This window comes from Halomonas sp. HNIBRBA4712 (assembly GCF_043558675.1).
Lineage (GTDB): Bacteria > Pseudomonadota > Gammaproteobacteria > Pseudomonadales > Halomonadaceae > Vreelandella.
Genome location: NZ_JBIFXR010000001.1, coordinates 407518 through 421782 on the forward strand (window position 1 = coordinate 407518; position 14265 = coordinate 421782).

10 protein-coding genes and 2 pseudogenes are annotated in these 14265 nt (G+C 48.9%); 5 read left to right on the forward strand and 7 right to left on the reverse strand.

What is annotated here, in order from left to right:
• Window positions 1–199 precede the first annotated feature (199 nt).
• The 6 genes and pseudogenes from ACGK9R_RS01935 to ACGK9R_RS01960 all read right to left on the reverse strand — a co-directional run bounded on the left by ACGK9R_RS01935 (window position 200) and on the right by ACGK9R_RS01960 (window position 6126).
• Entirely contained in the window at window positions 200–424 is a 225-nt protein-coding gene (locus tag ACGK9R_RS01935) for a hypothetical protein (RefSeq protein ID WP_394577882.1), read from the reverse strand.
• Window positions 425–705: 281 nt separating this feature from the next.
• Window positions 706–1458, reverse strand: a complete 753-nt coding sequence (locus ACGK9R_RS01940; protein ID WP_394577883.1) for a hypothetical protein — start codon at window positions 1456–1458, stop codon at window positions 706–708.
• A gap of 2 nt (window positions 1459–1460) precedes the next feature.
• Entirely contained in the window at window positions 1461–2294 is an 834-nt protein-coding gene (locus tag ACGK9R_RS01945) for a hypothetical protein (protein ID WP_394577884.1), read from the reverse strand.
• Window positions 2278–3471: an ATP-grasp domain-containing protein gene (locus tag ACGK9R_RS01950; RefSeq protein WP_394577885.1), complete on the reverse strand. Its 1194-nt coding sequence runs from the start codon at window positions 3469–3471 to the stop codon at window positions 2278–2280. The genes ACGK9R_RS01945 and ACGK9R_RS01950 overlap by 17 nt, the downstream gene beginning before the upstream one ends.
• Entirely contained in the window at window positions 3468–4589 is a 1122-nt protein-coding gene (locus tag ACGK9R_RS01955) for a DegT/DnrJ/EryC1/StrS family aminotransferase (RefSeq protein WP_394577886.1), read from the reverse strand. Before ACGK9R_RS01955 ends, ACGK9R_RS01950 begins: the two co-directional genes overlap by 4 nt.
• 523 nt (window positions 4590–5112) lie before the next feature.
• A pseudogene (locus ACGK9R_RS01960) lies at window positions 5113–6126 on the reverse strand (IS630 family transposase).
• A gap of 47 nt (window positions 6127–6173) precedes the next feature.
• On the opposite strand from ACGK9R_RS01960, the gene ACGK9R_RS01965 reads away from it, so the two are divergent.
• Window positions 6174–7279, forward strand: a protein-coding gene (locus ACGK9R_RS01965) for an IS3 family transposase (protein WP_394578567.1) whose coding sequence is annotated in 2 segments (ribosomal slippage) — window positions 6174–6375 and window positions 6375–7279 — 1107 coding nt in all. Because the reading frame shifts where the segments join, the coding sequence is not laid out codon by codon here.
• Window positions 7280–7309: 30 nt separating this feature from the next.
• Here the strand turns inward: ACGK9R_RS01965 and ACGK9R_RS01970 are convergent.
• Window positions 7310–7670: pseudogene (locus ACGK9R_RS01970) on the reverse strand (transposase); the annotation flags it as partial.
• Window positions 7671–7766: 96 nt separating this feature from the next.
• Here ACGK9R_RS01970 and ACGK9R_RS01975 point away from each other — a divergent pair.
• The 4 genes from ACGK9R_RS01975 to ACGK9R_RS01990 all read left to right on the forward strand — a co-directional run bounded on the left by ACGK9R_RS01975 (window position 7767) and on the right by ACGK9R_RS01990 (window position 14178).
• Entirely contained in the window at window positions 7767–8717 is a 951-nt protein-coding gene (locus tag ACGK9R_RS01975) for an IS481 family transposase (RefSeq protein ID WP_394577887.1), read from the forward strand.
• 670 nt (window positions 8718–9387) lie between these two features.
• A complete protein-coding gene (locus ACGK9R_RS01980) occupies window positions 9388–11637 on the forward strand; it encodes a flagellin (RefSeq protein WP_394577888.1) in 2250 nt (749 codons plus the stop codon).
• A 168-nt stretch (window positions 11638–11805) separates the two neighbouring features.
• Window positions 11806–12402, forward strand: coding sequence for a hypothetical protein (locus ACGK9R_RS01985; protein WP_394577889.1), 597 nt, complete (start codon window positions 11806–11808; stop codon window positions 12400–12402).
• Between the two features lie 204 nt (window positions 12403–12606).
• The gene (locus tag ACGK9R_RS01990; RefSeq protein ID WP_394577890.1) at window positions 12607–14178 is read left to right on the forward strand and encodes an ATP-binding protein; all 1572 of its coding nucleotides are present in this window, start codon (window positions 12607–12609) and stop codon (window positions 14176–14178) included.
• The last annotated feature ends 87 nt before the right edge of the window (window positions 14179–14265 follow it).

Consider the following 14265-nt stretch of genomic DNA (forward strand, 5'->3'; position numbering starts at 1 on the left):
GCGCCACCGTACGGTAGCCAAAGGGGGGGCTCCTGCTCGATAAGCGCCTTGATCGAGGTCTCCAGCTCGGGCTTCACCCGTGGGGCAGATTTCACGGCACAGTAGTACCAGGAGCGCCGTAGAAAGCCGAACCAGCGGCAAAGCTTGCTGATAGAAACATCGTATCCTTCGTCTCGCAGTCCCTGACGGATCGTGTCAATCACGACTCGTCCTTCCCCAGCAGGGACGCCAACTTTTTTCGGGCGCGTAGCTCCAGCATGGCTTCGCTGTAAGCTTCCTGAAGATCCTTCAACTGGCGCTCGTATTGTTGGCGAACATCTTCAGGCTTGGCGCGTAGCGCGTTTCCCATGCCGGCTTTGGCTTGATCGACCCACTCTTCGATCTCGGAAGGGGTAAGATCGAACGCACGGCTGGCTTCCGCCACTGTTTGCTTGCCCTAGATAATCTCCATCACCAGGGCCGATTTACGCTTGGCAGTCCAACGCTTGATGTCTTCGTTCATCTCGATACTCACAGGTGTCTCCTTTTGGGATAATACCCTGAGCAGAAATTCACTGGATCATTACAATTATTTAATTGTAGAGCAACTTCAAAATGCCGTTTTAAGATCATTTAAGCAGGAGAGATCTTTATCATAGGTTCAATGAATGAAAGACCTCTTCCTCTTTTGAATATTTGATAACCCAAAGTGACTTTATTGATGCCTTAAATTAATGATTTCATAATAAATATGGGTCTGTTTAGAAATTCTCCAAGCTTGTCATCACGCTGAATATTTTCATCATTTAGCTCCCCGTAAGAAATGTATCCATTATCACTTCTTGCTACACCGATGTTCATGATTTGCCACTTCTGTTTTGTACCGGCTGTAATAAAATCGATCATCTCCTTCTTGGTTCCATTGTTAAAAATAGGTTTATTTAAATTACCATGTAAGTTGAAACCCATCTGCAATACTAAATGCTTACTCCAGTAAGCCATGCTATTTATCTGAGAAATTATGTTGTCCTTAATGTCCGATAAATCCTTATCAGAAAGTGTTTCGCCATAATCTGCCCCAAAATGATGAACAACATTCAATAAATGTGCAACATCATAAACATATTCAGGTTTATCGTTAAAGGAATAGTAATTATTATTTATGGATATGTTGTAATTTGATGACTTAACATACTTGTTGAGCAATTCAAATGCGGCTTTGCTACCTTCATAACCTTCAGCCTTAGTTGCACCATTATCTAGTGCTTCAAATAAGAAAAAACCGGTATTGCAACCTATGTCAATTATACTTTTATTATAGTAATTAATGTGACTGTTTATATAATTAAATCTGCTCTTTTCAAACATTTTGTCATAAAGCTCTCCATAATAAAATCCTTTATATAAAGTCTTTTCCTGGGTGTTATTTCTCACGATAAATTTGGAAGGTGCTCGATGATATGAGTTATGTTTTTCCACGTTTAATTTCTCTCTTTTCCATTAAATATAGTATAGAATATGTCGGTTGCTTCATATGGTGTGTATAGACCATCTTGAACATGAGGCCAAAAATCAACATGATTGATATGAACCACGTTATTTATTCTAATTGGAATAACTAAATATTCTAGCGCTGCTAATACACATGCTCTATGATAACCACTAGTAACTATCCATACCCAGTTTTTTTCATCTTTATCTATTAATGCTGTGGCTTTTATGTCTCCATCGGTATCATCACTTCTTATATATCCTTTTTCTCTTATACTTAAAATAAGTCTTTGTAATCTTATTGCTTCTAGTGTCTGCTTTTCTGAAGTCACAGGCCCGCACATTGGCCAGCCTCTTTCTATTCCTTCTGAAAAGCCGTCGCGAATGTTTTCTTTTAAGATCGCCTTAGTAATAGCGGTTTGATAACTTTTAGAACTTCTTGCTCGCCAAGGTAGAACGCTACCCCAAGGAGGTGTATTCATTAAATTTGGATTTTGAAGATTTAGTCCAAACCAATCGAGTGAGTTCTGTGGTTGAAACTCACTGTAAAAAAGAGAGAGTGAGTTTATAATTCTATCCAGGCTTTTTTTATTATCGCTCTCGCTTATTCCTTGAACCACAGCCTGATAAAATGGTGCATCTTGATTTAAAGTCCAACCTGGTAAAATCCTACCAGTACTCGGTAAAGCATTTATTAGTGCCGCACTGAATACCTCCCCATACTTGAAGGCAATAGGATGGTTGCACTTTTCAGTCAGATCAATAAGTCCGTTTTTATTGCTGCTATAGATTTCTGCATAGTTCTGACTAAATGAGTTCGACACTTATAAAGTCCTCAATGTTTGATAGAATGTAAAACATTTCATCGTTATCTTTAAATTCTATTACCACAGAGCCAATAGAGTTTTGAGAGTTGTTGTATTTTTCAACTTTTTCTCCATATTCTGTATATTTATTTGAAGTTGTTATTTTAGATTTTATTTCCTCAGAGAATTTAATTTCTTTGAGTATGCCGCTTCTATTCGAATGCAAAATGTAACTAGCACAGCTTTTAATTTTATCAAAAATGAAATTTTGAGGTGGCTTAAAGCCTAGTGCTGTGTCTACTGTCCATTTTACTAGATCGGCACCAGTTGATTTATATATTAATTCAGGTATAAGGTTGCCGCCATTTCTTGGACCTATTTCTATAATCCAAAGCTGTCCTTTGTCATCAAAAATAAATTCCACGTTAAACGCACCATCTTTAATTTTCAATAACTTTAGAAGCCGCTCTATTTCTGAAGCAGCCAGCATCTGGCGATCATCTGGAAGGGTTGAAGGATAGCTAATCCCTATAGGTGCATTTGCATTGCATTCTGTGTCTTGGTATTGATCTCCCCAATACCAAAAAGCAAGATCACCATTTATGAAAAAAATATCACTATCAATTTGTGATCCTTGCCTTAATATAAATTTTTCTATGATAATTTTTTTTGTATGCGAATATTTTATAGCATTTTCATAGCTTAATGGGAAGCTTTCTTCATCTTTAATTGTATAGACACCTTTACTTCCTGAGGAGTCTATAGGCTTTATAATTACAGGGAAGCCAATCTTTTTACTCCATGTTAGTGCGGTTTTATAGTCTGTAAATACATGATTTTCTGGAGTGTTAAAGTTGTTCTTTTCTAGAAATTTTCTAAATAAATCTTTTCTTACTAAAGTGTTGACTGATTCATATGGGTTGCCCGGCAGACCTAGCTTTTCTGCTACATATGCTGCAGTTGGTGCTGCTGGGTCAGAGGCATAAGCTACGATGCCATCTATATTTTTACTTTTAGCTATTTCCAGGATTTTATCTTTTTCGGTAGTAGATATGTTAAAGTATTCGTGAGCTAATTGATGTCCTGGATTGCTAGGCAAGTAGTCACATGTGATAATATAATGCCCTGCTTTACGTGCATATTCGATAGGAGGGGTTTGCATGTGTGCCCCGCCCAGAAACAGTATTTTTTTCATTGTTTACTTCCGTTCAGTATTTCCAAAATTTCTTTTAGAGCATCGGAATCAAGTTGATCATGTATTGGTAAGCATATGATTTTTTGAGTTGCTTCAGCTGCAATTGGAAAATAACAAGCACTTGAACCCGTTGATGTATGATTTCTATACATTGGGTGGTCAGTCAATAGTGGATAAAAATAACGTCTTGCATAAATATTATTTTCTAAAAGCAAGTTATAGATTTTGTCTCGAGTGAGTGGGTATTCATCCTCAACTAAAATAGGGAAGTATGAGTAGTTGGTTTTATTTTTTTTTGAAAACTCAATCGGTCTTATTCCTTTCGTGTTTTTTAAACCATCCCGATATAGTTGGTCAGTAACTTGGCGGCGTAGAATTACTTCGTCAATGTGATGCAGCTGAAGCAATCCAAACGCGGAGTTGATTTCGCTCATCTTGCCATTAATTCCCGTAGCCACTATAGTTGTTTCATTAACGATTCCAAAGTTTTTTAAGTCGTTAATATGTCTCTTTGTTTTTTTATCTGCACAAATAATTGCGCCACCCTCAAATGTATTGAAAACTTTGGTTGCGTGGAAGCTCACTGCGCTTAAATCACCATGTCTTAAAATACTACCGCCTTCATCTTGAACACCGAAGGCATGAGCGGCATCATAAATAACTTTAAGGTTGTATTTATCAGCTATCTCTTGGATAGCGTCTACATCACATGGATTACCATAGCAGTGAACCGGTAGAATAGCGGTGGTTCGAGGAGTAATAGCAGCTTCTATTTTTTTAGGATCTAGGTTTAGGGTGTGTACATCAATATCAACAAAGACTGGTGTAATTCCATTCCAGGTTAGTGCATGAGCAGTGGCTACAAATGTGAATGGTGTAGTTATTACTTCTCCTGTAATTCGTAACGCCTTTAGTGCGGTAAGAAGCGCAGTAGTTCCATTGTTGAACAGTGCTATCTCAGGTACGCCCAAATATTCACACAATGCTTCTTCCAGCTGTTGGTGCATAGGACCATTATTTGTGAGGCGTTTACTTTCCCAAATTTGCTCCAAATACGGGATGAATTCCTCTAATGGTGGAAGAAATGGTTCTGTTACATAAATAGGTTTGTCGCTCATGGTTCTCTCACTTAGTGTCTAATATAAGCGTCATAACCGTTTTAATTGAGGCTGTGGCTACGCTCTGGGATTTCATCCTGCTTATCCCTGCCTCTGATGATAAATGCTCGTGTGGAAACGCCGGGCACAGGCTGTGCGGAATAATTTAAGCTAATATAAAAACGGCTTCCACCTCTTGAAAGACGCTGGAAGCTAGCGCTGACTGCGCTGCCGATCAATCCATGCTGAATGAATAATGTTGTCATGTATAGTTGTGTGCTTAGCACGTCAGTGTTGGTAAAAAACAGAACAATTTCCAGCTATTTTGCCATTAGATGTTTGAATCAAATGGTAGAAAAGGCGTAATGATTAGGCCTATGTATGGCATTTAGATTTTCTAGGTTTGATCTTGCCCAGTAACAGTGGACACCTCAAGAATGTAATACGCTACGATGAGGTGAACCATGGCAAGATCGACGACATCAATAAAGAAAACATCTTATACCCGTTACTCAGATGCCTACCGTCAAGAAGCGTTAAGTGGTTATGCATAATTAATCGTGCGATCCATGCCGTAGCCCTTGAGCAGTCGGCGGACCTCATCGCAAAGCCGGTCAAACGATAGATAAGCTCCCAGGGGAAGCCAGTCGTATTTGATCCGTCGCCACAGGATTTCGATCAAGTTCAGCTCTGGCGAGTAAGCGGACAGGTAGACCAGATGCACGCGATGCGACATCCACTCCAGAATCTTGCGCTTGAACGCCCTGGAGCGATGCATGCTGGCATTGTCCAGAACCACCACGGCGAAGACATCGGGGTCTTTCTGAGCCACAAACTGATCAAACGCCTCGATGACGGTCTCCGTGGTGACCGACTCGGTGGTCGTGTGGTACACCAGCTTCCCTTTTCGGCTCACGAACCCGAGCACGTTCAGCCGATAGCCATGTGAGTACGCCGCCACCTCCCATGGCTTGCCGATAGCGCTCCACGCATAGGGTATCGATGAAGACTGTGCGAAACCTGACTCATCGAAGTAGTAAAGCTCGTGCTCGCCTCGATCTTCCTGTTCCTGGAGCACTTTCAGAAGGCCCTGGGTATTGCGGAAATCTGTCTAATCACGTCGACCTTTCAGTGAGTGCCTAATGTGTTTGAAGCTATTTTGATTTTTTTTCAATGCCCGGCGCAAGGTATCCGTACTGAAGGTTTTTCCTGTTTCCTTCTGCAGCCGAGCCTGCAGGCTGCGTAGCTGATGGGGCTGATCCTCCACCAGGGCCTGTAATCGCTCTCGATCGCTGTCATCAAGAATCGGGTTGCGTCCACTACGGGGTTTATCGGCGAGCTCTTCAAGGCCGGAGGCTTCCCACTTCTGGAACCAGATCGTCAGGGTGTTTCTTCCAACCTCCAGAATGTCGCTGATCTGGGCGATGGTATAGCCTTGACCGCTCAAGAGGATCGCATGAGCGCGACGGCGCGAGGCACGTTTCTGACCGTACTGATGCACATCCACCAACGCCTGTCGGTCGGCTTCTGTCAAGGAAGAGATGAAGCGCCTTGCCATGCTGCCGTCCTGATCTAGAATTCCACCAGCATTATGCCTGAAAATATCTGCCTAGGCACTTAGCGCTGACTGATCGCACTGGTGTAGCAGCAGCGGCTCGTGAACTGGGCATACATGCGAGCCAGCTTTATCAGTGGCGCTCTAAAGCGCAGCTTCAGCAAGATACCTCTGAACGAGAGCAGTCGTTGGCAGAAGAAAGCGCCCGCTTGAAGCGCCAATTAGCCGAAGCAAATGAAGAGTTGGCCATCACAAAAAAGGCCGCGGTGTACTTTGCGAAGAGCCTGAAGTGAAGTACGCCTTTATACATCGTCATCACCAGGCTTTCAGTGTTCAGCACATGTGCCATGTTGTTGGCGTCGCTCGGAGTGGCTGCTACGCTTGGCGGCAGCGCAAAGGAGCTTCGTCCCCAAAACGCAGCCAGCAAGCCATTATCGATCAGCGCGTGGCGAAGGCTTATCACCAACGTAAAGGGCGCTCAGGCGCCCCGAGATTAGCATTAGACCTTCGAGATGATGTGCTACCGATCAACCGTAAGACGGTGTCTGCCAGCATGCAGCGTCAGGGCTTGCGCGCGAAAGCAGCCCGCAAGTTCAAGGCCACCACCAACTCTCGACATTCCCTGCCAGTAGCGCCGAATCTGCTGGCGCAAAACTTCACGGCCACAGCCCCCAATCAAAAGTGGGTGGGGGACATCACCTATTTGGCGACGGGTGAAGGCTGGCTTTATCTGGCAGTGCTCATTGACCTGTACTCCCGAAAAGTGATCGGTTGGGCGATAAGTGAGCGTATGACAGCCGATCTTGTCTGTGATGCGCTACAAATGGCGCTATGGAAACGCAAAATGCCCAAAGGCGTGATAGTCCATTCGGATAGGGGCAGTCAGTACTGTTCCACGCTTTACCAATCGCTGCTTACCCGGCATGAGCTTCAGTGCAGTATGAGCGCCAAAGGTAACTGCCATGATAATGCTTGTGCCGAAAGCTTCTTCCACAGTCTCAAGGTTGAAGCGATCCACGGAGAGCAACTTAGAACGCGGGATACGATGAGACGCCAGGTGTTTGAATACATTGAACTGGACTACAATCAGCAACGGCGGCACAGTACCATAGGGATGGTCAGCCCAGAGGTCTTTGAAGCCCGAATGATTGCTTGAACCAGTGTCCACTATTGCTGGGTAAGATCACAATGCACTGGCACTTATATGGATGACACGGAGCGCTCGGCGTTCACTCAGACCACATGACACCATAAAGCGCACCACGTTTCGGCGTGCCGGGGCAATCACCACTTTTTCTCAGCACCTCCCGAGTGACCTTCATTTCCAGTAGCGACTCCGCGAGCAGCTTTTTCAAGTGCCCATTTTCGGCTTCGAGTTCCTCGAGTCGTTTGGCATCGGGTACGCTCATGCCACCAAACTTGCTGCGCCATGGATAGTAACTGGCTTCCGAGAAACCATGCCGACGGCATAGCTCCTGGATGGGCAGTTCTGCTTCGGCTTCGCCCAGAAAACCAATGATCTGCTCTTCGTTGAAACGCTTCTTCATGTCCAATCTCCTTTCGTAGGACCAGACTCTAAAGTGTAGCGCTACTCAATCAGGGGGTGACGCCGTACCCTACGAGCCACTATCGGAGGAGGATCCATGGCTCAGATACTTCACCGACGCGCCACGACCACGCACGCTATTCGAGAAGAAATACAGCGATCGACAGCTTCGATCGCGGCGCTGAGTCGGCGCTACAACATCAACCCTAAAACCGTTCGCAAATGGCGTCAGCGGACATCGGTTGAAGACGACAGAATGGGGCCAAAGGCACCTCGCTCATCGTCCTTGACAGAAGCGGAAGAAGCCGCTGCCGTCACCTTCTGGCGAACCACGCATCTGCCACTGGATGACTGCCTGTTTGCGCTGCAGCGCTTTATCCCGCACCTGACCCGGTCGAGTCTGCATCGCCTCTATCAGCGTCATGACGTCAGTCGTTTGCCACGTGAAGTTGAGTCAAAAGCAAAGGCAAGGACGTTCAGGGCATATCCGATCGGCTATCTGCATCTTGATATCTGCGAAGTTCGCACCGGAGAAGGCCGGGCTTACCTGTTCATGGTAGTCGATCGCACCTCGAAATTTGTTCATGCCCGGCTATACCAGAAGGCCACTCGCGATCAGGCCGCCGCGTTTCTGGAAGATGTCGTGCAGCAGTTACCTTACCGGATACATACGGTGCTGACCGATAACGGCGTACAGTTCGCCAAAAGGCGTGGCACCGAGGCGTATAAACCCCATCGATTCGACGTGGTCTGTCGCAAGCATGGTATAGAGCATCGTCTGACATGCCCCTTCCACCCGTGGACCAATGGGCAGGTCGAACGGATGAACCGGACCCTGAAGGACGCCACGATTCGCAGCTTCCACTACGCCACACTGGATGAACTGGCCGCTCATCTGAAGGACTACCTGTGGGCCTATAACAGTGCCCGACCGCTACGGTCGCTGAAGGGCAAGACTTCTATCGGATTTATTCTAAAAAGATGGCAGGATGACCGGAACAGGTTCCATCAGAATCCAAACCACTACTTCCCGGGACCAAACACCTAAATACGGCGGCATGGAAGCTTCTGATGTGAAGCGCCTCGAGGAACTTGAAGAGGAAAATCGCCGACTGAAGCAGATGTATGCCGAGCTGAGTCTGGAGCACAAATTGTTGAAGGATGTGATCATAAAAAAGCTGTAAAGCCAGCCGTTCTACGAGAGCGGGTTGATTACCTCAAGCAGGCGCATGATGTCAGTATCCGTAAAGCCTGCCGAATCGCTGGCATCCATGACTCTATGTACCGGTATCGGCTCAACATTTACCGGGATGAACCGGTGATTTCAGAGCTTCAAAGCGCCACTGGCCGCTATCCTGGCTACGGCTTCAACAAACCCTTCAAGGGCTGCGACGCTGGGGTCAGGGGGAATCACAAGCGGGTTCACCGGCCGCATTATACACTCAATCTGAATAAACAGCGACGGGGCAAGAAACGGCTCACGACACGCAACCCGGAACCATTGAGCGTATCCGCCCCCGTTAAACGATGCGGATCCATGGATTTCATAAGCGACAATCTGTTCTGTGGCCGCACCGACTACCTTTGTATAGCCCCTGCTCTGACCCGGCTGAGGGAGCACATTCCACATTCAACGTCGAAAAGCCTTTTCTATTAAAGATCTTATTGTATCAGTCGATAATTAGTAAAATTGAAAATATAATTTTTTAGAGCCCCTTATGCCTGTCATAAACACCAATATTACAGCGCTCAGCGCCCACGGGACGTTACAGAAATCGCAATCGTCTCTTGCAACGAGCATGGAGCGTTTGTCGTCTGGTATACGTATCAATAGCGCAAAGGATGATGCAGCCGGTCAAGCTATTGGCAACCGTATGACCAGCCAGATTAACGGGCAGGCTATGGCCATTCGTAATACGAATGACGGTGTGTCTATGTCGCAAACGGCTCAAGGGGCGTTGGATCAAATAAATGATAAGCTTCAGCGTATCCGTGAACTGACAGTTCAGGGGTTGAATGGCACACTTACCTGGAGCGATAGCGATTCCATTCAAAATGAAATCAATATGAACCTGAAGGAGATCGATCGACTTGCGACCTCCTCGGACTATAACGGCATACCTCTACTAGATGGCCAAGGAGGGCTGGTCAATTTACAAGTAGGCGCGAACACCAGCGATACCTTGGGAGTGGATCTTCTGCCCCCAGGGTTTAGTGTTGAGGCGCTAGGACTTGAGGATTTTACGGTAAGAGGAATCGATGGAGAAGTGACACCGAGAAACACACTAAGCGGCCGCGCCTTTGATATCGAACTTTACCCGCAGAATCCAAATCAAACTCGAGTTACTTATAGCGGCGTGGCAGGCAGCGAGCCGACCCTTCGCCAGCAAAGCGCGGCGGGCGGTGGTCTAAATTACTATATTAGTACGCTGGATGGTAATGGCAATCCGCGCTTTTACGATACCCGAACGCCAGTGGCCAATCATACGACGGCCACTGACCGTAGCACGGTCAGCGTTGCGAGTGCCGGGCTGCTTTATACCGACTCGCTAGCCAGTGAGCCGGAACAAGAAATCACCAGCCTTGCCTTCAATGATGCAAGCGGTAATACTTTGGAGGGCTCAACTCGTCTACTTTCATCTCAGTCAGGCTATTTAATAGAGCAAACGGCTCAGAACGGCAGCGTGCGTTACTATGACTCCATGCTCGATTTTTTGCCCGGGCAGCAAGTAGCAACGGCCAGTGCCATTGGTAGCGCTTTGGCCACGAAACAAGCGTATGAGCTGGTGTCGGAGATTGAGATCGACGGTGAGAGTTACGTGCTTGGTGGCGCCACTCTCGTTTTCCAGGGAAGCTCGATGGAGGCGCTAACCAGCGCGAATGTCGTTGAAAAAGAAGGCAGCTACTACATCCAAAGCCAGCTTGATGGCGACAACGTTTACTACCGTATGGCGAATATGAGCGCGACACCGGCAGTTGAAGGTGAAGAGCCTACACTTGTTTTTCAAGCGGATACAACGCGGGCTTTCGTAGGCGCTGATTTGGCGGACCGTGATGAAGTAACCGTTCTTCCTCCCATTGATTTTTCCACGTCGCCTGCCATCGACATTACTGACAATGAAGGCAGCGCTATAAGCGGGAATCCTCGGCTTACTCGGGAGGTGTCCACCGGCCAGTATATGGTTGAAATAAGCGATGGCGCGGGGCGTTATAGCTATCACCAGGCGAGCGTCGCTTTTTCGATCGAGCCAAACGGAGAGGTACAGGTCAATGCCCAAGCGCAGGCCGCAGCGGTGAATACGTTCGACCTCAACGAGCGAGTAGAAAAGGTAAGCGGCAGCTCAACAATCACGCTCGACCCGCGTAACGTAACGGTCAACTATACAGACTCCAATGGCGACAGCTTTAGTGATGTGCTGCGCCAGCGTGAGGATGGAAATTACTACTTTGATTTGCCCGATAGCCATTCGAGTTATGGTAACTCTAAAGTCGCCAGTCTGGTTGATGTCGATGGTAATAACACGCTCATTAAAACGGTGAATGGCACGGGCGAGGTCATCATTTATCATCCTTTAAGCGTTGCGCCGTTATCGATTAATGTAACGACGGATGCCAATGGGCCTAATGACGATGGCATCCCCCATAGTATCGTGAACCTGACCGAAGTTGACCGGGACATTCGGCTACGCACTCCGCCCAACCCTTTGGCAGCGCTGGACCAGGCTATCTCCATGGTGGACAGTAAACGTAGCTATTTGGGCGCATTAGAGAACCGGCTGGGAGCCGCTATAGAGAACAACCTGAATGCCAATATTAACCTGGCCGCGGCACGCTCTCGTATCGAAGATACGGACTATGCGTTAGAAGCGTCCAATATGGTCAAGAATCAGATTCTTCAACAGGCAGGAACCTCTATTTTGGCTCAAGCCAATCAAACGCCTCAGAACATTATTACTCTGTTGAAGTAGTAGCAAACGTAGTCGAAACTGCGGCCCACGGTAGGGTAATGATTTGAACGGCGCCTCGTCACAGCTTGACGGGATTACTAGCGGGAATGCGCAAGCGCCACAGTGGCCAGGCGGCGCCACCTGTGGTACTACATGGCTAACGCTATCAATAAGCCGAGACCGCGCTCAATGGATACCCTCACCCTGGCCCTCGTTTTCGCCATCATGGCGGCCTGGCTCAGCTTTAGCTGCGGGCTGGTCGTGGTGTATCTGTTGCTCACGGGCCAGGAGGCGATCTCGCTGGGTCAAAAGGGCCGAAAAAACCAGGACGATGAACCGAGCAAGCCGGCTAAAAATGCGCCAGTGCTGGTGGATGATAGTGGCGCCGCCTGGGGTGTGCAGGTGCTGTTTAACGACCCTTCCGCCGAAACGGATCAGCGCTTGATCAGCGTGCTTGGCGCCCTGGGCGGCGAGTATGACAGTAGTGCCAAAGCCTACGCGCTCTCCGGCGAGTCGTCTCGCACGCCGGTGGTGGTGGAAAACGCGGTGTCCTTCGCGCCGCTACCGGCTCCCGATGACGCTGAAACCTCCTATAACGTGAAGGGGGTAAGCGTTCAGATCCGTGCTGCCAACAACGCCATGAAACCCGGCAAACTTCAGCTGGCGCACCTGGTCAAAATTGCCAAGGCGCTGACCCGAGTTGGCGGCACGGTCGTCGATGCCCAAAAAAATCCAATCAGTAAAGCGGGCTTCAAGGCCGTGATTGCCGGCGAAGCGCGCATGTAGTCAAACGCCCTAATGGCGCCGCTCGATGACCTGGCGTCGTTGTGTTGAACATGGGGAGTATAGGCAAGCGTTGAAGAGGGCGCGTCGAACACTCCGGGCCTTTCTTGTAAGCGGGTCTTCAGCCATTGAGTCTCGAGATGCCTCCGGTTCAGCACGATAGGCCGTGTTATGCTCCAGCTAATAGCCTAACCACCGAGCGCCGTCATGACTCATCTTGAGCGTCAAAAACTGCCCATAGGTGTGCAGACCTTCAGCGACATGCGTGAGGGCAACTACTACTACGTCGACAAGACGCTGCTGCTGCATCGGTTGATCGACGAGGGCAAATACTACTTTCTCTCCCGCCCGCGCCGTTTCGGCAAGAGCCTGCTGCTCGATACCCTGCGCTGCCTCTTCGAGGGGCGCGAGGAGTTGTTCGAAGGGCTCTATATTCACGACAAATGGGGCTGGCAGACGACGCACCCGGTGATTCGTCTGAGCTTCGCCGATGGGGTGATGCAAAGCCGCGAGGCGCTGGACGTGCGCATTCGTGACCAGCTGCGCATTCAGCGTGAGCGCCTGGACCTGGCCGAGCCGTACCCGTCGGACATAGCCGGGGAGTTCTCCGCGCTGATTCGCGAGGCACACCAGCATTTCGGCGAGCGCGTGGTGGTGCTGATCGACGAGTACGACAAGCCGATTCTGGACAACATCCTTAATGCCGAGCGCGCTCGCGAGCTACGCGAAGGGCTCAAGAACCTTTACAGCGTGCTCAAGGACGCCGACCCGCACTTGCGCTTCGTGCTGCTGACGGGAGTTTCCAAATTCAGCAAGGTGAGCCTGTTTTCGGGGCTCAACAACCTCAACGATATTACCCTGGATACGCCTTACGCGACGATCTGTGGCTATACCGACGACGATATCGACCGCGTTTTTGCGCCCGAATTGCCGGGGCTCGATCGAAAGGATATCCAGCGCTGGTACAACGGCTACCGCTGGGGTGGGCAAGACGTTACGGCGGTCTATAACCCCTTCGATGTCCTGCTGCTGTTTCAGAAACGCCAGTTCGGCCCCTATTGGTTCGAGAGCGCGACGCCGACGTTTCTGGTCGATCTTCTCAAAGCGCGGGGTGTGTTCACCCCCGCGCTGGATCGGCTAGAAACGGAAGCCAGCCTGCTCAACCGCTTCGATGTCGATGATATCGCCAGTGAAGCGCTGCTGTTTCAGACCGGCTATCTGACCATCAAGGCGGTCGAGGAGCCGCTGCTGGGGTATCGCCTCTACACGCTGGGCTTTCCCAATCAGGAGGTCGAAGTCAGCCTTAACCAGGCGCTGCTACCGGCGTTGGGTGTGGCGCACAGCCCGCGTGAGCGCAAAAGTCTGTTCACCCATCTGCGCGCCCACGACCTCAAAGGCCTCGAAGCGCACCTGAAAGCCCTCTACGCAGGCCTTCCTCACGACTGGTACCGCAACAATCCCATCGCCCAATACGAGGGCCACTACGCCAGCGTCTTCTACAGTCACTTTGCGGCGCTCGGCGTGGGCGTCATCGTCGAAGACGCCAGTCACCACGGCCGGGTAGACATGGCCGTCGAGGCGTTCGGGCATCGCTACCTGTTCGAGTTCAAGGTGGTCGAGCAGCTGCCCGATGGGCGGGCGCTCGAGCAGATCAAGGCGCGCGGCTACGCCGACAAGTACAGGGGCGAAGGCTGGCCGATCCACCTGATCGGCGTGGAGTTCTCCCGCGAGCAGCGCCAGATCGTCGGCTTCGAGATCGAAACGCTTTCGGATGCGTGAGAGCGGCCAAGGCTATGAATTTATTTCAAGCATAGCGCGAGTCGATTTTTATGACTTGTGTTAAAGATATTGTATTCGGATATCGGG